This window comes from Caballeronia sp. PC1 (assembly GCF_021353155.1).
Classification (GTDB): domain Bacteria; phylum Pseudomonadota; class Gammaproteobacteria; order Burkholderiales; family Burkholderiaceae; genus Caballeronia; species Caballeronia cordobensis.
Genome location: NZ_JAJUBH010000006.1, coordinates 77,277 through 97,184 on the forward strand (window position 1 = coordinate 77,277; position 19,908 = coordinate 97,184).

Sequence of the window (19,908 nt, forward strand, 5' to 3'; positions counted from 1 at the left end):
GCGCGGCGCGCGCACAACAATTTGCGCGGTGACGTAAACCCATTTCGCAGCGCAAGCCGGTATGGTTGTGGCATGAACCGCATTTTGATCACCGCCGCAGAACTCGCTGCCCTCATCGCCGAACGCGATGCGATGCTCGCCGAGCGCGACGCGCTGCGTGGCGAACTGCGGGTCACGAAGGTCGAGCGTGATTTGCTCAAGGAACAGCTGAAGGCATTCGAGCGACGGCTGTTCGGGGCGAAGAGCGAAGCACGCAGCGAGGCCCAGCGGGACCTGTTCCTCAATGAAGCGGAAGCGCTGGCTCCGACGACCGCCACGTTACCCGCCCAGGAAGACGACACAGACAGTACGTCGGTGGCAGGCCACAAGCGCGGCAAGCCCGGGCGCAAGCCGCTGGACCCGGCATTGCCACGCAAGGTGATCCGTTACGAGCTCACTGAAGAAGAACGGGTGTGCCAGAACGACGGCAGTGTGCTCGTGGAGATCGGCGTCGAGGTCAGCGAACAGCTGGACATCATCCCGCAGCAGGTTCAGGTGATCCGTCACGAGCGCGTGAAGTACGCATGCCAGCAGTGCGACCAGGGCATGAAGGTGACGCCGGCGCGAGCACGCATCATCCCCAGGGGCCTGTTCACCGAAGCGGCGCTGGCGTGGTTCGTCGTCTCGAAGTATATCGACGGCCTGCCGCTGTACCGGATCGCTGCGCTGCTGCGCCGCTTTGGCGGCGACATCTCGCGAAACACGCTGGCTGCAAGCGTAGTGCGCCTGGGACATTCGGTACAGCCCGTCATCAACCTGATGCGTGATGTGATGCTCGACAGCGAGATCGGGTTCGGCGACGAAACCACCGTGCAGGTTCTCAAGGAGCCAGGGCGCGCACCGCAGACAAAGAGTTACGTCTGGGTCCAGATGAACGGCAGTGGTCCACCCGTGCGCCTGTTTACCTATGCGCCGGGGCGCTCCCAACAGCTTGGTGCGGACGTGTGGGCCGGCATGCGCCATGGCGCCGTGCTGATGACCGACGGGTACAAACCGTATGACACGATCGCGAAGGCTAATGCACTCGTGCATCTTGGTTGCTGGGCGCACTGCAGGAGGTATTTTGTGGAAGCCGAGGCGGCATTGCCCAAAGATGCCCGTGGCCGCCATCAGCCGTCCACCCAGTTTATCTACCTGATCGGCAAGCTCTATGCGGCCGAATCGCATGCCAACAAGAAACCGCACTGGCGAGCGCGCCTGCGCCGCCGCTATAGCCGTGCGGTGCTCACGAAGATCAGGACCCTGCTCGATGAGTACCTGGAAACAACCGCGCCCACAGGGCTGCTGGGCAAGGCCTTGAACTACACGGCGGGACAGTGGCCCAAGCTGATCCGTTACGTCGAGAATCCGGCATGGCCCGTTGACAATAATTTATGTGAGAACATGATCCGCCCGTTTGTCCTGGGGAGAAAGGCATGGCTTTTTTCGGACACCGTAGGAGGTGCAAAGGCCTCGGCAAACCTGTATTCACTCGTCCAGACCTGCGTCGCGAATCGCATCGATATCTACGCGTATCTTGTCGACCTGTTCAAGGCTCTGCCGCTCGCGAAGACCGCAGAGGATTACGAAGCTCTACTTCCTTGGAGACTGGGCAAGGTCCTTTTAGAAAAAAATCGATAGGTCAAGTTGGCGGGCAGGACGTGCTTCACTGACCGCTTACATCAATACACCTTTATCTAGTTTGAAGGGGGCGATAGAGCTCACGTGCTCCTCAACGGCCGAAGTGCACCGGTCGAAGGTTTGCCGCGGGAGTTTGTCAACGACCTGCAAGCCCACGAAACGGAGAATAGTGAAGAAAAAAATGTTGCACAATAACGTTTTTGTACTTGCACAAAAAATCTTTGCGTTTTCAGGGTTTGCCCTAACCTATTGGTTGAAAAGAGCTTTTCGATTAACAAGGTGGCCTTCCACGCGCGCGGACGTTGCTCGAAGCTTCGCAGCACAGCGCGAAGTCGGCGGCAGACGAGGTTGGGTATGGGAGTTCGACGCAGTTCAGTAGGTGTATGCACGCGAGTTCGGCATGCCGCGAGTAGAAGATGCCGTTCGCCTGCCGCGGAACAAGATGCGACAGTCAAGCCCGATGCATTAAGTAGGTCGTCTGCGGGCCGCGCTAGAACACGCAACAAGGCAGAAAGGTCTGAAGACGGCTGTGTACGAGGCGTTCGAAAAGCCAAAGACCACTGGAGGGAAGACTGCTTATGGCCGAACCCGGCAGTTCAGATCAAGACCCAACGAAGCAGAGATCGTCGACTAGCGCGAAAACAGGATCGCCCAAGATCCACTCAAGTTCGGCGATTTTCCTCACAATCGTTCCAGTAGCGCAGCGGGTCGCAATGGTCCGGGTAATGTAAGTCAAGCCACGCTGCGAGTTTTGGCCAATCCGGACGGTGGGTTCCTGTTCGCGCCGACCAGGTCGACGATCGCTCGAGAATTCGACCATTCCCGCGGTCGCGAACAATCACGCTTCCGAGACCGCTCGACGTGTTTGCCTGTGATTCGATCAGGTAACGTGGCAGGAGCCGGAGTTCAGCATCCTTGGCCCATCCGAATAACCCGCATACCACAGCATAAGATAGTCACGATGTCACGCTGGCCGTGCTGCAGATCTTGTCGCCAACCGACTCGGGCGCGCGAAAATGCCAGCGACACGTTGCCAGCAACGGTGACGATCACGATTCTTCCCTCCGACGGTCCATTCGCCTAGCTCACGACCGTGATCTGGTTCATCGCCGCAAGGTCCGGGAAGCGTCCCGCTTTCAATATCCGATCCAGCCGTCCCTTGGCGACCTCGATTCGGTGAAGGGGCGTGGAGGCGAGTTGGGTGTCGTGCGCGCATAGGACCGTCTCGATCGCCTCGCACTGATCGTCGGCGATAGCCCACGGGTGATCCGTCTCCGAATCGTGAATGCACGCCCTCAGGACCGCTTCCGCCTTGAGGTAGGTCTCGATCGGCGGATCAAGCCGATCCCTCTCGCAGACGAAGTAGGTCAGGTAGAGGGTTTTGACGAGTTCGCTCGCAAGGTCAGCGTTGCCACGTCCGTTGCGCAACGCAACCAGGGCCAGGTGGTATCTCAGCGAGAAAGCCCGCGTCGTAGCCGGCGCAATCGGCAACAGCTGCGCCCGGGTCAGCGGCGCACGGCGCATGGTCTTCGCGTTTTTCGGTTTATTCGACATGTTGGCGATGGTCAGCGACCGCCCCCGCTTCGACGGTCTGGGATGCCGGAGACGTCATGTATGAGGGAGTCGGCGCAGTATTTGGAGCAGGAGCACTGTGCTGCAGACTACGCCTTCTCAGCAGAGGACTCCGTGCGCGGAGCGAAGTAGCGAACAAATGGCCTCCGGCTCGCCGACGCCGATCGGTCCTTCGTTGGTACAAACAAAACCGCACATGCTATTTCCGTAATGGCAGATCTCTGCTCTCGTCCCGTTCATGCGCTGTATGAATGGGCGAGTCATTAGGTTGGTCGACTGACGCACCGACGCGTGCGATCTTGATACTGCGCGCCCGAAACGGCCGAGCGCGTCGAACGCGCGTCCGCGCTGCAACAAAAATCACCCCTATGCCTCGTCGTCGGCGTAGTAACGCGCCGCAGCGTCGAGCATGCGGCGCCGTTCAGCCCGCACATAAATTGACGTCGTCTGCAACGACGCGTGGCCCAGGATCGACTGGACGACGTCTGTCGGCATATCGCGCGCAACCGCGCGCGTCCCAAATGTGTGTCGAAAAGCGTGAGCCGAGGTGTTGGCTAACTGCACCAGGTCCTCCGCGCTGAAGTCGGCCAACGCCGCAGTCTGCGCGCTCAGTCGTTGCATCGCCATGCGAACGATGCGGCCGAGCGCATCGACGGTATAGGGCATCGAGTGAGCTCTACCCTTTTCATTAGGTTCGTCCAAACCCGCTTCATGTCGTTCGATCGCCGCAGGCGTGGCCGGGATCCAGGTTGGCGCGATGAGCGGTCCATCAGCGTGCACCTCATCAAAATCGCTGCCGCGATCTCGCCAGTGCGCTCGCAACGCGTCAACCGTCGCGCGACTGACCGGCACCGTGCGTTGCTTGCGACGCTTCCCCACGATGGTCAAGGTCCAGACCGCGCGGGCGGCCCGAGCGGCACCGGCGTTTGCATCCGGTAACGATTTCTGTGCCGCAGCGGTCATGTTAGTCGATGGATTGTTTGTCGATGCCGCGCTCGAGGCAGGTCCGCCCGTCGATGGCCGAACGGCAGTTCTTCTGCGTTCCGCTAGCCCGCGGTCGTCGCGATCTTCGGCGGGACGCAGATCTTCACGTCGCGCCGAGGCAGCTTCCGCACGGCGCAAACCGGAGTCCCCCATCAGCAAGATCGCCGCGCGGGCGGCACGCCATTGACGCCCATCCTCGTCGGCTGGTAGATGGGCCTCGGTCATGAAGGTGCGGTCACATCGTTCATCCAGTGCTGCGCGTACCTGCGCCCACAGTTTGGCCGGCAGCGCCCGTTGTACCTGCACGGCGAGTTCACGCGTGATAGTGGCCGGCTCATGCACGGCGCTCCAGGGGTTACCCGCCAGATAGCGCACCTCGACGAGCCACGCAAATGCCGCGCGCAGCACGCGCACCGCATACGCCTGACTGTCGGCCGACAGACCTTCGGTTGAAAACGGCCGCCACCTTCCACTGCTGCGCGGCCGCTTCGGTCCCGTGAACGAGGCCAACGGCGCCTTCAAGAAATCCTTGTAGGCCTCGCAATCCTCGACCGCGAGCGACGACAGCGCCTTTTGCCGAACGACGACGCTCCATAGAATGAGGCGTTCGAGTTCGCGCGTGTAGGCGCGCAAGGTCGTGGGTCGATCGCGATACCGGTGCAAGTAGGCGTGGACTGCGGCCAGATCGTGCTCCGCGCGGATGAACGCGAATGTGGTCGCCCGGTTGAGACCGCGGTACGTCCCCTCGCCGCCTGATAGTGCAGCCGGTACGGCGAGGTGTTCGAAGGCGGCCAGGCGCGGTTCGGCCGGGTCACCGCCAATGACAACCGGCCCTCGATCGGATTCCTGTTTGGGGTCGGCGTGCGCGCCCGGTTGAAGCGATGGCACCAACGACGTCGTGTCGACGTCCGCTGCAACCTGGACGCCGAGTGTCGCTTGATGGCGTCGCAGCCACGCGACAAGTGTGCGGGCGCGCAACGCGCCCACGCGCGGAACTGATCGCCACCAGCTGCCGCCGCGCGCATTGCAATAGTCGATCAGCGCGCCGAGTGTGCCGATGCCCTCCCCGCTCAGGCGCTGCGCGATGAGCGGACGAAACCACAGGTGAACCGGGTGCATCGTGAGCGGTGCGGCCGCGGCGAGCGTCGACGCGTGCTCGACCATGCGCAGGGTGACGGCAGTCAGCTTCGCGCTGCCGTGCTGCTTGATCGATGCCTTCAGATGATCCGCCAAGGCCTGAGAGCCATGCAGCAGCGCGAGGTGAACCAGATCGTCGCGCATCGTGCTCAGATAACGCTCAGTCGCCTCGGCACTGGCCGCGTGCGGCGAACGCTCGGGATCATAGTAGAGACGCGCGATCGTCGATGCCGGCAAGCGCTGCACAAACGCACGTAAGGCGGTGAAGTCCGTGCGCGTATAGGTCCGCGGGGGCGGCAAGATCAGTTGTTGCGGTTTGTTGGCCATGATCGGTCAGCGCACCTCGTCTCTCACTTCATCCATTTCACACGATCCGCTTCGCACCCGACCTTGCTCGGTTCCTGGACCGACGATGACGGCCTGTTAGCCCGCTCGACTCGACCACCCTCGGTGAGCTTATTCGGGGGTCGGCTTCTCATCGCTTTGGTGCCCGCGCGGATTCGGATCCCGCTCGCCGTCACTCACAAAGAACCGCTGATCCCACACCACGGGCTGCGGCGCCGACACCACCAGGCGCGCCGCGTCCGGATGCGCGGGATTGATTACGGCATTGCATTCCGCCCTTGCCACTACCGACGGCACCACCAGGGCTGCGGATCTCGCTTCCTCGATCCACTGGTCGCCGAAGCGTCGCGCGATCTGCGCGTCGGGCGCGTCCCACCCCGCCGACAAGTCCTCGACGGTCACGCGCTCGATCGACACATCCTCGGGCACGTCGACCTCGACCCACACGTGATGTTTCGGCACCTTGCCGATCCGCGCATGGACCAGCACTTCCAGCATCGCGCCCGCGAAATTCAGCGCCCCGTAGATGACCGGACGGCCCGGGCTATTGAACCGGCCGCCCACGAGCATCGCGCCGGTGCCGCTCCAGACGGGATGACGGCGATCCGCAATTCTAAAAATCCGCATCAGGCCCGTACCTCGCCCTCTGCCTCAATTTCAACCTCGACGCCATCTATGTAGGAGGTCATGCCGGCAGCCCATAGAACAACTTCCACAGCAACTCTTCGACGCGCCGCGCACCCAGCTCGGTCAATGCCACCTCCACCGGCGTGCGCCCTTCGAGCAACGGATGCGGGGTGTTCAGGAATTCCCGCGCGTCCGCCTCGTCGTCCCAGACGTAACGCGCGGTCGCGACGATCCGCGCCAGCCGCTCGGTCTTCTCCGACTCGTCGGGACTGAGCTTGTCGCGGCGACGCTTGAAGGTCGCCTCCGGCACGATGCGCGCGAGCAGCGCACGCCGTTCCTCGGCGCTACGCGTCGCGTGCTCGACGCCTTCCTTCAACGCCGATTTCGGCAGTCCCTCGCGCACCTGCGCGTCGAGTTCGGCCACCGAGTGCGGGATACGCGCCAAGGCCATCACCGCGGCGATCTGTTCAGGCGACACCAGCAACATGGCGGTCTCCATGGAATCATTTGAACCTTCATTATAGGCCAAATGATACCTCCGCCCCACTCCGCAGCGACGTAGAAGCGAAGATGCCCTATTCTAGCCATTAAATCATTCACTGCTAATAATAATTAGCAGACAAGCGCGGTTTTGGTAGTTGGTGTTTTTTGCCGCCAAAACCCTGCCTTCGGGCCTCCACCCTCGTCTTCCGATGCCCTGGCGACCCCTCGATCGCCAGGGCCGCCGCCGTTACGCCGGCTTGATGTTCGACGCCTGCTTGCCCTTCGGACCCATCTTCTCGTCGAAGGTCACCTTCTGCCCTTCCGCGAGTGATTTGAAACCGTTGGTTTGAATCTCCGAGAAGTGCGCGAACAGATCATCGCCGCCATTGTCCGGCGTGATGAAGCCGAAACCCTTTGCATCGTTGAACCACTTGACTGTACCTGTTGCCATGTTTGTTTTTGCCTATGAGATTGAAGATCGCGTCGCCACCGCGGCGCCAGGCGCTATCTTGACTTGCTGAGAAGGACGAGGCAATAAGATCAATCCACATCGTCCGAGTTGTGACTGGTGGCGCAGGCCGGTGTACTTCGACGCTCGAATCGGCGTTTTGAACGACCGTTCGTTCGAAATTTCAAAGGGGTGTACCCGTGTCTGATAATCCCGACGCTATTACATTATCAGGCTTGACCAAGATTGCGCGAGCGCGGATTTTCCTGGCCGAGTTCGGATAAAGCTACGCAGTTGGCGCCGTGCGCGGCGCCCGAGTCGCGCATCAAACGGTGGCATCGCCGCGCGAGATTGGCGCACGCCGCCGGGCCGCGGACCGCTCCCCTCCCCTGCCGATGGGTCGATGGCCCCGCGGGAACGGCGTCGCGGGCGGGCTGCGCGCATCGACTTGTGTTGCTGGATTTCACCGAGCGCTCCGCGTACTGCGACTGCTTTCCCGAGCTCGGCCGCCCGGCGCGTCCGAGCTCGGCTGGAGTCAGATTGGCCTGATTGATCCCATTGCCGCGGCCGAGATATCGGCAGGCATCCATGTTGCCCCCTGCCACCCCTGGCGATTGGTCCGCTGCAGCCCTGTCACATGCCTCGGCAGCCCGTTGACGCCGAGGCCCACCCCGAACTCGAACGGCGACGGTGGGCCGCCGCGGCGCGCGTCGGCGCCCATCGGCAAAAGACCGGTTCCCGCTCCGCATCCTCCCGCGCCGCGCGCGTCACAGACAAGACGCGGCCTCGCGGCGGGACGCTCCGGGTTGGCTGCAAATCCACCGAACGCCCCACGGCATGCGAACGTTACGGGCATCGGGCTGAGCGAGCTGGCACCGGTCAAGGACGGCAACGGTTTCCGTCACCGGCCGGTTGCCGCTCTGCCATGCGCTGCCTCCGCGCCTGGCTGGACGACTTGAGAGACGCCTCGAGGAGCATCTCGCGGACCGCGTCGCCGAACGGGGAAATCGCCCCGCAGTTTGCAGCGATGGTGCCGATATCGCTCACCTTGAACGCCCGCGCGCAGCCCGCCGTCGTTGCGGAAAGCGTCAAACTGGATCGGTTCGAGCGGCTCAGACGCCGCGAGCCGCTTGAGCCACTTGATCCGCCGCCCGATCGCCTCGCCGTGGGCGGCTGGTTGCTTGGCTCGACGAGGCAGCAACACCGCACGCACGGCGGGACCGACGCGTCGATGGACGCCAGCTTGAGGTCTCTCTTCCCACCCAGGATTCGGTCGACGGCAACCGTGTCGTCGCGCTGCAGGGACGGCTGAGGATTCGTTCCGCTTCGTCGAGCCTGGCCGACCGACACTCGGATCGACAGTCGGTGCCAAAGGTCCAGGTGAGGCGCGGTTCGTTGCGGGCCGAGATGCCCACGCGCGTCGTGACGGCACCGCTCACGCGGGCAGCTTCTAGGCGTGGATGAAAACCGATCGGTAGTTGCGTTTCGCACTCTCGCCGGGACGGCTCATTGATCGCGTCGGACGCGGGGTCTCGACGCGCTTGGCACGCCCACTCCGGCGATGAAGTCACACCTACCACGCCGTCAGCCGCCCTGCGGCCCGGCGAGGGCTAAGCCGTCACCGTGCGAACCTTCAGCAACTGGCGCAGGCCGGCAATGTGCTCGCGCACCGCCAACGTCACGGGCGGCTTCGCGGGTGCCATCGACTCCCTGCGCGGCGAGTTGGCGGCGACCGCCGTTCGTTGGGCGTCGGCGAAGCGCTCGAGGTCGATCGCGGTGGCCGGACGCAGGGTTCCGGTCTTCAGGGCGTGCGCGAACGATTGGGTCCAACCCGTCGCCTGGCGTCCGATGCCCTCCGTGAGCCTGCAGATCGTCATCGACTCGCCGCTTGCACCGATCACGTACTGACACTTTCCATCAGCGTCGATGAACGTACGGCCGGCGTTTTGCAGGGCGACGGCGGTGGCCTCGACGTGCTGCTGCGTGCGCGCCTGATTGGCGGTCTTATCGCGGTCGCGACGTCGCACGAGGTGGGCAAAGTCGACCGGATTGCGCAGCAGGGCGCGCAGGTAGTTGATGGGGGCCTTGGCCAGCTTCAGGTGGTCCCACGTCGCCTCGACGACATCGGAGAGGCGCTTACCGTGCTCACGCGCTTCGCGCATGAGTTTGAAAATCAAAAAATCAAAAAACCCCAGGGTGCGCAGGCGCTGGAGGTCCGCAGGCAGTGACCCTGGTTGTCTCTTTTGAAAAACGGAAGGGCTTAGATCCTTATATATTCCACCGTCTGCCATCTTGGCAGACGGTGCTGGAAATGAGGATGCTGCGTCGTTAGATGCGGCGGGCGAGACCGATTGCGGCGCGGGTTCGTCCTGCGTGCGCGTAGACTCAATGAGGCCGAGGAGGGCGACAGCGTGTTCGGTCAGGTGCAGGTAGGCACGGCCGAACAGACCAGCTTCGACGTAGCGAGCTTGAGGGCGACGATCGATAAGTCCCGCCGCTTCGAGATCATCGAGGCTGCGATAGAACGTCCGCATCGATTGTAGCGCACGCCCGGTCAGCAATTCGCGCCGTGCAAAGATCGCTGCGAACGGCTTGGCGGCGTCGACCGTGCGGGCGAGGGCGGAGAGTAGCGCGCGAGCGCGCGGCGGAATCTGTTCGATGTGCGCGGCTCGGAACGCCGCCCGGAAGATGATCCAGGGCAGGTTGGTCGAGTCGCAGCGAAAAGCGGTGAGGGCAGCCGAATCTTCGGGATGTGTTTCACCCTCGCCAGCAACCAAGCGTTGCGCGATAGACATGTCGAGCGGTCCATTTGCAAAAATGGATTGAATTCGCTTGACTGCAGATCGCGTTTCGCTACACTCGGGGTCTGTGAGCAGTGACCACTTCCGGTTCCCGCCGGTGAGTGCGCGGTTAGGCTCTCGCAGCCAAACCTTCAAAAGCCCTCGGTTCCCGCCGGGGGCTTTTGTTTTTGGGTCTCGAAAGACCTAGATTCTTGATATTTCCATCAATTAGAGTCTCATATCGTTTGAAATCAACGTGTTACGGTTACGCGTCGTTCATCTCATTTGATCTAGCGCCTGCCAAAGTTTCCAGCGTGCGTCTGATAGCATCTTGGACAGCTTCTGCAACTTCTTCAGACTGAAACTCGATTCGCATGACGTTCTTGGCGCGACGCACGTCGCACCATGTGTTTTTTCCAGCCTTGACCTTGTAAGTCGTCGCTGCCGGCTTCGCTGTTTTCGTTCTGTCCCCATCACGAGCAAAACGAACAGCTTGCGACTGATCCAGCTTGCGTGTGGAAACTTGAAGCACTGCCTCCACCACGCGATCACTCTTCCCGAGCTCAGAAATGCTGGCTAATTCCGCTGCAGCCGAAGCGCCCACGATCCCCACATTTGCGTCGAGAATCTCACGCGCCGCATTCGGCAATCGATCATATGAAAGCAACAGACTCACGAACGATTGGCTAATGCCAATCTGCTCCGCAATCTCTGCTTGCTTCAACTTTGAGTGCTTTTGTTGAAACCTTTTCAGCCCGACATATTTCTCATAGTCGGTTAAGTCCGACTGCATCAAGTTGGCGAAGAACGCTCCTTCATCGGCCTCCTCAATCGTGGTGTCGCCGACAACGCAGCGAATGCTTTCACGGCCAAGCTCGCGGAACGCGTCCGTGCGATGGTGGCCGGAAAGTATTTCGAAGCCTCCTTCCAATCGAGGAAGCACCACAATCGGATGAATAAGCTTGTTATGACGCAAATTCTCTCGAAGCTCTGCGTACTTCTCCGCCGGCATGTGCCGACGTCGACCGGGCACCTCGTGCAGTTCGATCAACGGGATGTCGATCGCACCCCTGGACTGTTGAGCCTCAGCAAGTTTGCTCTTTAAGAGCTCAATTTCCTCCGCCGATCCGGCAGTTACCCCCGCTTCCAACTCTTCAATGCGCTGGCGCAACACGTCGAGCTCCCTCTCCTTTTCTGCGAGAAGAGGGAGCGAAGCCATGAGCTGTCCAGGTGCTGTTTTCGGCCTCACGGGGATATCGGACTCAGGCCGTGGCGGACGTGGGTTCGAGCCAATTCCGGCAGCTTTCGCTGCGAGTCGATCCTTAATACTCATTTGACCTCCGATTCGGCATGCCACAGCGTCACGATCTGTTGATCCACGATTTCTGCAAACCGGTCGTACGCTTCTCTTGCCCGCTGGTAGGTTTTCAGGCTTCCTTGATACTTCGATATGTCGTACACCGTTCCGAATTCAGCCGCTGCAGATTGAGTCACCGCGGTCGTGGGGATCTCAACAGGAAGTACCAGACCTTCGTAGGTCTTGTTGATCCAATCTCGGACAATCGGTGTCGCTGCTTGGCTCTGGTCTACTTTCGCAAGTAGCACGTTGATGAAGTCGAAGCTCTTGTTCAGTTGCGGCGCTACTTCTTGCATGCTCTGCGACAAATCGGAGAACAAACTCCAGAACTGGGTCGACGAGGCATAATCGAGTGCACTTGGCGGCGTCGGCACAACAAGACCGTCCGCTGCCATGAATGCATTGATCGTCAGGTAGGACAGGGCAGGGGGCGTGTCGATGATTACAACGTCGTATTGGTCCAAAAGAGACCGAAGACCGCTGTTCAGCACGTTCCAGAATTGAAAGCTCTTTTCTTTGGACTGTTTGAACGGCAGGAAGAATTCCGCTCCGAACAATGCCGCACTCGCTGGAATTAGGTCGATGCCGTCCCAATATGTGGATTGAACAGCATATTGAAGGCTATCGGTCTCGCCATAAATCAAGGGGAGAACCGTATGTTCGTCCGCAACCTCGCTATCGGCGAGGATTCCGTGCAGTGCAGAGAGCGAAGCTTGAGGATCAAGGTCAACCAGAAGCACGCGACGGCCAAACAGCGTCAGGCCTTGAGCCAGCGTCATCGCGGTTGTGGTTTTGCTAACGCCACCCTTGAAGTTCCCGATGGCGATCGTTTTCCCCTTTACCCCGGTGGGGCGCTTGGCGAAGGGAGCGATGCGGTCGATCCAGATTCGTGTCTCGGCAAGCGTAAATTCCCTACTACGGCTATGCCGAAGGGTGCCCTGAGGAAGATCGGACTCCGTGCGAGCCAGATAATGCATACGTTGGCGATCAACACGGCAGAGATCGCCGACTTGAGCAGTCGTAAAAACCGGCGGGTTCTTCCGCGGATGTGGCGCAAGCATGCTCTCGCGCACATCGACGAGCATGTCGCTGGCGCTCCGGGCAATGTCTTTGATCCCGTTCAAAGGAATACGCTTCGGAGCGTGCTTGACTTGAAGTTGCATCGTCGGCGAGGACTTATCAGGGCGTGCCCGAACGGCGGTGGTCATCAACTGCTCCCGTTGTTGGATTCAACACTCGAATGAGAAAAAAACGATACGTGTTGAATTTCCGACAGCATAGTGGGAAACGCGCCGCGTCGCAAGTTTACGTTACTCGGCGAAGGCCACTGGTCGAGGGTTTGAAGCCGGATTTTCGAAAAAGCTTTAAGTGTCGCGCGCAGACACCCGGCCGCACCGATCAGAGGCGGACGCCTGTACGGAAGGCGGCGCGTCGCGGTGCTGCTAGCTGCTCCGTTGGGGATCAGCCCGTCCCGGACGACGGCGAATAAATGAAGCCGCGTTGGGCTTGCATAGCGCCTCCGTGCGCGGCCTCAATAAGGTTGAGGCTCCGGTCGGACCTCCTAGTGATAGGAATTAGACGGACCGTTCCTTTCGGCCCAAGCATCTTCGTCCTCTTCATCCACGTCCGGCTCCCACCAAGGTAATCCCGCAGCAGCACATTCCTCCCGAGACGCGCTCGTCGCAAAACAGTGAACATCGACTCGCCTGAATTCGAGTTCGCCTTTCTGGTTCGGCATCACGTCATCAACCAGTTCGTTGGCTGCGGCGATGTCGTCGAATATCTGGGCTTCCTCGAGGGGTCCTGGAAACAACTTGGAAAAGGCCGGGCACGCTCCGTCCGCTCGTAGGAAAACCCCGTGTTTAGGGCTGTACAGCACGTACGCAACTTTCCGATCTGAGACCAGCGGGAGCAGGCCCAAGTCACTGGCCACTTGTATCGAGCTCCGGATGGTCTTCGCGCCGAGCTTTTCATTGATCGATGGCACATGGTTGCGTTTCAACGACGTCGGCGAAATATTGAGCACTTCGGCGATTGCATCGAGCTGGAAGCCACGTTTCCAGGCATTGAGGATTTGAAGTTCGAGGGTTGTTAAACCGGTGTTTCTGAACGCGATCGCGACTTCCTTTCGCATGTACCACTCAAACACTTGGGCGGATAGTGCTCGAAACAATGCCAGATTGGCGCGCAGACGCTCTTCGCCGTTCTCCTCGGGCAATGTATCCGTCGCTGCGTAGAGAACGCCAAAGTGATTGCTTCCGCGATGATGCGCCGGAACGACAGCGAGGCTTTTCATCCCGAAACCACGCGCCCGCTCGGCGATCTTGCGACCGCCGCCGCTCATTCTTTGAATCTTGCCGAAGTCTGACGAAAAAAATGGCTCGGGATGTCCGCGCGCGCGCTCAAGGGCAGGATCGCCCGCGTACATGCGCAAGGACACGTAGGTCTGCAGTGCCTCGGCATGCGAGGTCAGAATTCGATAAGAGGCCGGTTGACCACTCGAGTCATCTTGCGCCAAGAAAAACATGAAGCTCGTCGCACCCAACCCACGAATGACGGCGTTGACGCAATGCAACAACTCGATCTCATCAGTGGCCCGGCTTAGACGATTGAGCATCGCCAACTGCTCCTCAATCGAGCCCGGCGCGCTCGATTCCGGAGCCACGTACATTGCTTCGCGAAGTAGGTGCTCAAGAACCGGTCCAACCCGATCAGAGTGCGGCTCACTCTTCATAAATTCGGAGATGCTCGCGTCGTTTGCAAGCAAAACCTGAGTGATCTTTGGGCCTACCTTCCCGGCAGGCGCGGTCGAAAACGACTCGCGCTCGATGAGAAATCCAGCTGCAGCCGGTGTCACATTCAGCCGCACAGTCTCATGCCCAAGGTTTAGCGAGATTGGTTGCAGAGCTGCCATGATTTTGTCCGACCAAAAAATTGGATTGAACTGTACGAATGCGATTCAATCACGCTTCGTTACAAATAGTCACATTATCCCCGGCCTATCATCAAACCGGCAGCATAGTCAATACGGTGAACATGCTGCTTAGTTTTTATAAGATGGACAGCAAGACGTAAATCGCTGAAGGATTTAGAGATGAGTGACAGATCCAAATGCCGAGATAATGGAGTCGATGCTCGACGTGTCGTGATTGGATCCCGGACACGAGTTCAGATAATTCCTTCGGGCATTTGGCGTGGCGTTCAAGTCGACGTGTCCGTGCCGGTACTCAACAATCGACAGGAAATCTTTGATTGGCTTGTCGCAGCTGGATCCGCCGCCCACACCAGCGGCGTCGCCCGCCATGCACAGTAGCGAGGCGCACGCGTCTTTCGCGAAAACGGGCGGTGTCACAACTGCAGCGGCAATCGAAACGAACAGGGCAATAGTGCGATGGTGTTTCATATTCACAGTCCTCTCGAGTGGGATTACGTATGGTTTGAATCCGCGAGCGCGCGCTTAAAGCATGCATTTAAAGCTGAGATAAATGCAAGCACACCCATGGATGCAAACAGAAACTGTAAGTGCTTCCAATGATCGAGAAATGCGAACAGGGCCGCGAAAAGCACAGTGATAGCAATAAGCTTCGTCAGTATGCGAAGCGGTTTGATGAATAACGCAAGCAAGGTGATCAGTATGTCAATCGACGTGAGCAAAGCGATACGACCGATCAACGCAGCACAGCGCCGTGCGACCTGGCACGTTGCCTTTAATGCACCTCGAGCGAATCCGGTGATGGTTCGGGAAGCGCGCGACCGAGGGGAAGCGGATCGATTTTGCCTGGGTGCATCTAGCCGTATCACCTTGCCCATCTCAGTCCTCCGGATCGCGTACCTCGAAGTCGGTCAAGAGACGCCCCTGATCCAGGTAGTCCCTCAACCAATGCGGCCGCTTGCCACGACCGCTCCACGTGTTGAAGGGATTGGCCGGGTCGCGATATCGCGCCGGTCCCTTCGGGGCTTTCTCTCCTCCGACCATTACGAACTGAATCTGTTCAGCCGGTGCGGCCGGACGCTTCGCAGCACGTCTGTTCGGTTTGCTCTTGTCGCTTGACACAGCCTCGTTACTCACTAAGATAGACGTTAAGCATTGAAAATGCAATTTCAAGGACTAACGATGAGCCGCATCATTCTGCTCGCTGCGTTGTCTGCTGCCATGGTTGCAGTGGCAGGGCAGGCTAATGCCCACGCCGGAACGTCGGCCGACGTGATGGAGATAGCGAAGCAGTGCGCGCCCAATGTCAGTCCTATCACCATGGGCTCCCTGGTTGCCCACGAATCGAAGAACAATCCGATCGCGATCAACGTGAACGGAAATTATCGCCTGTCTTCGCAACCCGACACGAAAGAAGAGGCGGCCCAGATCATCGCGAAGTTGGAAGCAAGTGGCGCGAACTTTGACGTCGGGTACGGGCAGGTCAATTCGGCAAATTTTTTGAATCTGGGTGTCAGCGGCAGCGATTTGCTGGATCCATGCGTCAACCTGCGCGCTTCAGCTGCGGTCTTGACGGCTTGCTATTCACGCGCGGCGCAAACCTACGGCGAAGGCCAGACGGCACTGTTGCACGCGCTTTCCTGCTACAACACGGGTTCGCAGTCGCGCGGCATCGCCAACGGATACGTCTCCAAGGTCGTTGCGCATGTGCGAGCCCTACAAATCCCTGCCCTGACGGATGACGCTGGCGGTGTGACGCGTGGAGCGCAATCTAATTCCAGTTCCATGCAGCAGGGTAGGGCAGCCGTCGAAAGGCTCCCCATGAAAGCCACCGCGGCGGTGATGCGGGATCCCCAGGACCTGGAAAACCAAGGCGCGTTCTCGCGAGACGACCCCGGTGCATTCGGCTCGGTGATGCCGGAGCCGTAACCCATGCAAGTGTTCTTGATCCCGCAAAAGCAGATCGAGGAAGAAATTCGGCGCGGCCGACTACAGGCCGTGAAGATTCAGAGAGTGGCGACCAAACAGTGGTTTCCACTGTTTGAAGTCGGCGATGACGCCGCGAATGTCGTCGTCTGTTCGATTCGCGTTCAAGCGAAAGAAGAGGTGCGCTATTGGGCCGACCTCAGATTGCTAGTGGAGTGGCTTCGCGAGCGATGCGGAGTCGAAAGCTGTGTGTTGCTGTTGTCCGAATTTAACCCGAAAACCGGAGAACCTTGATGACACTCGTCGTTTCCCGAAAAATCGGTCGTCCCGCCGCTACCTTCCGGTTTATCACCGACCACGTCTATCGCTCCCGGGGCGTCCCGCTTTTTGCATGGACGCTTGCCATCACTTCCTTCTTCTCGTCAGGCGCCTATGCCGCAGGCACCGACACTGGATCATCCGCCATGAGTTCGTTGCAGGCGTGGATGATGACCTGGATTCCCATCGGCGCCGCACTGCTGATCATCGCATGCGCTCTTGGCTGGATCGCGCACCTCGTTCGAGCTGACTTCGCCGTGCGCTGCGTGGTCGGACTGATTGTCGTGGGCTCTGCGTCTTATCTGGTCGCGCTTTTCGGAATCAGCTAAGGCTTGACGGTCGAGACCGAGAGCAGAGTTCTCGGACCCGTGTCTACGACGCCACGGCCATCGATCCCCCATCTGAGAGGTGCCATCAATGAAGACAGGCGAGTTTCCCCTGTTCAAAGGCGCAACGCGCCTCCCGACCTACATGGGCATCCCGCGCACCCCGTTCCTGCTTGTTTTCATGGTGTGTGGCGCGCTGTTCATGGTGATTCACTTTTGGACATTCCTCCTCTTCGCCTTCCTTTGGTTCGTTTGCTTTTGCATCACTAAGCACGACGACCGCATGTTCCGCGTGATCGGCTTGGCGTTCAGTACAAAGTTCGTGAATCTCGTGGACTCGCCGTTCTCAGGCCGATGGGGCGGGTCAAGCTATGCGCCGGTGAGCTACAAGGAGAAGATGTGATGACCGTCTCCATGCGTCGACTGCAAGCCGATGCCGGGTACAGGAAGGAACCGTCGGCGGTGAAGTTCGTGCCCTATTCCTATCACGTCACTGACTCGATCGTGAGCGCCGTGTCGAATGAGTACCTGATGACGTTCCGCATTCGGGGACGCTCGCACGAGTGCGCGTCCGACGCGGAGCACATCAACTGGCGTCGCGACTTGAATCAACTGTTCAAAACAGTAGGCAATGAACACGTCCGGTTCTGGACGCATTTGCATCATCACCAGAGTGATCGCTATCCCGAGACCGAATTCAACGCGATATTCCCACGCGAGCTGGATCGCAAATATCGCGAACGCTTTGAAGATGTGCCGTTGATGACCAACGATTGGTACCTGACGATCGTGTACAACCCCGTCGGGGATCTGACACAAAAGTTTCTGGCTCGGTTCGAACGCCCGTCGCGCGAAGAGTTGCTCGAGATCCAGGCAGAGGCGATAGCGAGCCTCGAAGACATAGCGTCGCAGATCACTGGCGCGATGCGCGCTTACGGCATTGAAGCGCTCGGCATCTACTACCGCGATGCCAGAGGGAATCGCATCGAGGATCGCCACGCCGCCGAGGCCGATGATGTGGCAGATCCCGACGACATTTTGAGCGAGGAAGGTGAGCTTTCACGAGCGCCGACGCCCGCTTTGCAGATCGTTGCGTCGACTGGGCGCCAGTTCGCCTTTTCAAGCGCGTTGGAGTTCTTCTCGTTCCTGGCAAATGACGAATGGCAGCCGTTTCCGGTCACGCGGGATCGAGCGCGTGAGTCGATGCTCTATAACCGGATCGTGAGCTCGGTGTTCGGCGACGTGATGCAAAGCCGTCGAATCGATGCCGACAAATACGTCGCGGGCGTAGAGATAGTGGATTATCCAGAGGCGACCGAGCCGGGGCAGCTCAATATCCTGATGGAGGCGGACTTCGAGTTCGTGTTGTCCCAGCAGTATTGCTGCATGTCGAGCATTGCGGCCAGCGTGTTCCTGTCAAACCAGGAAAAAGCGATGCTCGAAACGAAGGACAAGAGCCGGTCCCAGATCGCTCAGATGGCCGATGCCGCAGACGATGTTGTCTCGCGTCGCGTGACGATGGGGTGGTACTACGGTTGTCTGCATGTCACTGCTGATACGCCGAAGGAGGCGCAACGGCGAGCGCGAGCCGCGCGGGTGATGCTTAACTCGTGCTCGGTTGTCGCACGGTCAATCGGCCTTGCGTCGGACGCAGCATGGTGGTCACGGCTGCCGGCCAACCACGCGCTGGCGCCGCGCCCCGTGCCGATCAACAGCATGAATTTCCTGTCGTTCTCGCCGTTCCACAATTTTATGGTTGGAAAGCCGGACGGAAATCCCTGGGGTCCCGCCGTCGCATTGCTCAAGACCGTCACAGGCACGCCACTGTTCTTCAATTGGCATTCGTCGCCACTCAACGAAAGCTCTTTCGGTAAACGTCCACCCGGCCACGCGATCATGCTGGGCAAGACAGGCTCGGGAAAGACCACGTTGTTGAGCACACTCTTGTCTTTCTCGACGAAGTTCCGTCCTCGCCAATTTATCTATGACGTGGGGCAGGGCATGTATCCCTTGGTTGCGGCCCTCGGCGGACTGTACACCGTGCTGCGCGACGGCCACCCCACAGGATGGCAACCCGCGCAGCTTGCACCGACAGAAACAAACATCCGACTGGTCAAGCGGCTTATCAGGTTGTGCGCCGAAACCTCGTTGGAAAGCCCGATCACACACGATGAGGTGAAGCAAGTCAACGAGGCAGTTGATGCTGTCATGGGGTCGAGTTCACTCATGCCACTGGCGACTCGCACCTTCACCGCTATCGTGCAACATCTTCCGCGGCCCTATCAGGTAGGCGCAGGCGAGCGGCCGTCCCTCGCATCGCTGCTTGAGCCGTGGTGCCGTGGGGGAGAGCACGGGTGGTTATTCGATAACGACGCCGACGAGTTGGATCTAAATCAGCATGACGTGTTCGGATTCGACCTTACTGATTTCATCGTCGGACCAGGGCAAAAAGCGCCGGTCGCCCGCACGCCATTGCTGATGTATCTGCTGTATCGGGTGCGCTCCTCGATCGACGGAACGCGGCGCGTCATTCAAACGTTTGACGAGTTCGCGCAGTATCTCGACGATCCGACCATCACGCTTGAAGTAAAGCGTGGACTCAAGACGGATCGGAAAAAGGACTGCATTTACGTGTTCGCCACCCAAGAGGCGAACGACGCGCTGGATAGCGCAATCGGAAAGACGATCACTCAGGCGTGCGTGACCAAAGTGATGCTGTACAACCCTGAGGCCACTCCCTCGGACTACCTCGAGTATCTCAAGCTCACGCCCGCGGAACTAGACGCGATGCTGTCGATCCCCGAGGACAGTCGGCAATTTCTCGTCAAGCAAGGCAACCAGTCGGCAGTCGCCGTGATGGATCTTTCCGGCATGGACGATGAGATCGCGATCCTCTCGGGGACCCCGGACAACGCCGAGCGACTTGATCAGGTCATGAAACGACTCGGGTCAGAAGACCCTGATGCGTGGCTGCCGGCATATTTCGACGCGGTTCGCCGCAAAGCATAAAGGAG

The 19,908-nt window shown here is 59.6% G+C and carries 18 protein-coding genes and 1 pseudogene; 6 read left to right on the forward strand and 13 right to left on the reverse strand.

Going from position 1 to position 19,908, the window contains the following annotated elements; genetic code table 11:
• Nucleotides 1–72 precede the first annotated feature (72 nt).
• A complete protein-coding gene (locus LY284_RS37985; protein ID WP_060734303.1) occupies nucleotides 73–1,659 on the forward strand; it encodes an IS66 family transposase in 1,587 nt (528 codons plus the stop codon).
• 662 nt (nucleotides 1,660–2,321) lie between these two features.
• Here LY284_RS37985 and LY284_RS37990 read toward each other — a convergent pair.
• The 13 genes and pseudogenes from LY284_RS37990 to LY284_RS39490 all read right to left on the reverse strand — a co-directional run.
• Nucleotides 2,322–2,603 (reverse strand): annotated as a pseudogene (locus LY284_RS37990) (hypothetical protein); the annotation flags it as partial.
• A 136-nt stretch (nucleotides 2,604–2,739) separates the two neighbouring features.
• Nucleotides 2,740–3,213, reverse strand: a complete 474-nt coding sequence (locus tag LY284_RS37995) for a hypothetical protein (protein WP_233392365.1) — start codon at nucleotides 3,211–3,213, stop codon at nucleotides 2,740–2,742.
• Between the two features lie 384 nt (nucleotides 3,214–3,597).
• Nucleotides 3,598–5,679 (reverse strand): phage integrase family protein, encoded by a 2,082-nt coding sequence (locus tag LY284_RS38000; protein ID WP_008343778.1) that lies wholly within the window; start codon nucleotides 5,677–5,679, stop codon nucleotides 3,598–3,600.
• A gap of 129 nt (nucleotides 5,680–5,808) precedes the next feature.
• A complete protein-coding gene (locus LY284_RS38005) occupies nucleotides 5,809–6,324 on the reverse strand; it encodes an RES family NAD+ phosphorylase (protein ID WP_233392367.1) in 516 nt (171 codons plus the stop codon).
• Nucleotides 6,325–6,382: 58 nt separating this feature from the next.
• Nucleotides 6,383–6,811, reverse strand: coding sequence for an antitoxin Xre/MbcA/ParS toxin-binding domain-containing protein (locus tag LY284_RS38010; RefSeq protein WP_008343626.1), 429 nt, complete (start codon nucleotides 6,809–6,811; stop codon nucleotides 6,383–6,385).
• A 243-nt stretch (nucleotides 6,812–7,054) separates the two neighbouring features.
• On the reverse strand, nucleotides 7,055–7,258 hold the full coding sequence (locus tag LY284_RS38015; protein WP_233392369.1) for a cold-shock protein: 204 nt from the start codon (nucleotides 7,256–7,258) through the stop codon (nucleotides 7,055–7,057).
• Nucleotides 7,259–8,134: 876 nt separating this feature from the next.
• Entirely contained in the window at nucleotides 8,135–8,347 is a 213-nt protein-coding gene (locus LY284_RS38020) for a hypothetical protein (RefSeq protein ID WP_233392371.1), read from the reverse strand.
• 518 nt (nucleotides 8,348–8,865) lie between these two features.
• Nucleotides 8,866–10,050, reverse strand: a complete 1,185-nt coding sequence (locus LY284_RS38025; protein ID WP_233392373.1) for a Replication protein O — start codon at nucleotides 10,048–10,050, stop codon at nucleotides 8,866–8,868.
• Between the two features lie 250 nt (nucleotides 10,051–10,300).
• A complete protein-coding gene (locus LY284_RS38030; RefSeq protein ID WP_233392374.1) occupies nucleotides 10,301–11,254 on the reverse strand; it encodes a ParB/RepB/Spo0J family partition protein in 954 nt (317 codons plus the stop codon).
• A 110-nt stretch (nucleotides 11,255–11,364) separates the two neighbouring features.
• Nucleotides 11,365–12,600, reverse strand: a complete 1,236-nt coding sequence (locus LY284_RS38035; protein WP_233392376.1) for a ParA family protein — start codon at nucleotides 12,598–12,600, stop codon at nucleotides 11,365–11,367.
• 353 nt (nucleotides 12,601–12,953) lie between these two features.
• Nucleotides 12,954–14,306: an autoinducer binding domain-containing protein gene (locus LY284_RS38040; RefSeq protein ID WP_233392378.1), complete on the reverse strand. Its 1,353-nt coding sequence runs from the start codon at nucleotides 14,304–14,306 to the stop codon at nucleotides 12,954–12,956.
• Nucleotides 14,307–14,480: 174 nt separating this feature from the next.
• Complete coding sequence (locus LY284_RS38045) at nucleotides 14,481–14,795, reverse strand: TrbM/KikA/MpfK family conjugal transfer protein (protein WP_233392381.1); 315 nt, start codon at nucleotides 14,793–14,795, stop codon at nucleotides 14,481–14,483.
• A gap of 408 nt (nucleotides 14,796–15,203) precedes the next feature.
• Nucleotides 15,204–15,368 carry an H-NS family nucleoid-associated regulatory protein gene (locus tag LY284_RS39490; RefSeq protein ID WP_370652302.1) on the reverse strand — a complete coding sequence of 55 codons (165 nt, stop codon included), beginning with the start codon at nucleotides 15,366–15,368 and terminating at the stop codon, nucleotides 15,204–15,206.
• Between the two features lie 138 nt (nucleotides 15,369–15,506).
• On the opposite strand from LY284_RS39490, the gene LY284_RS38055 reads away from it, so the two are divergent.
• From LY284_RS38055 to LY284_RS38075, 5 genes are all read left to right on the forward strand, one after another.
• On the forward strand, nucleotides 15,507–16,253 hold the full coding sequence (locus tag LY284_RS38055; protein WP_233392386.1) for a lytic transglycosylase domain-containing protein: 747 nt from the start codon (nucleotides 15,507–15,509) through the stop codon (nucleotides 16,251–16,253).
• Between the two features lie 3 nt (nucleotides 16,254–16,256).
• Nucleotides 16,257–16,544, forward strand: a complete 288-nt coding sequence (gene korA, locus LY284_RS38060; RefSeq protein ID WP_233392387.1) for a KorA family transcriptional regulator — start codon at nucleotides 16,257–16,259, stop codon at nucleotides 16,542–16,544.
• Nucleotides 16,544–16,897, forward strand: a complete 354-nt coding sequence (locus LY284_RS38065; protein WP_233392390.1) for a TrbC/VirB2 family protein — start codon at nucleotides 16,544–16,546, stop codon at nucleotides 16,895–16,897. Before korA ends, LY284_RS38065 begins: the two co-directional genes overlap by 1 nt.
• An 88-nt stretch (nucleotides 16,898–16,985) precedes the next feature.
• Complete coding sequence (locus tag LY284_RS38070; protein WP_233392393.1) at nucleotides 16,986–17,297, forward strand: type IV secretion system protein VirB3; 312 nt, start codon at nucleotides 16,986–16,988, stop codon at nucleotides 17,295–17,297.
• Entirely contained in the window at nucleotides 17,297–19,903 is a 2,607-nt protein-coding gene (locus LY284_RS38075) for a conjugal transfer protein TraB (protein ID WP_233392394.1), read from the forward strand. Before LY284_RS38070 ends, LY284_RS38075 begins: the two co-directional genes overlap by 1 nt.
• The last annotated feature ends 5 nt before the right edge of the window (nucleotides 19,904–19,908 follow it).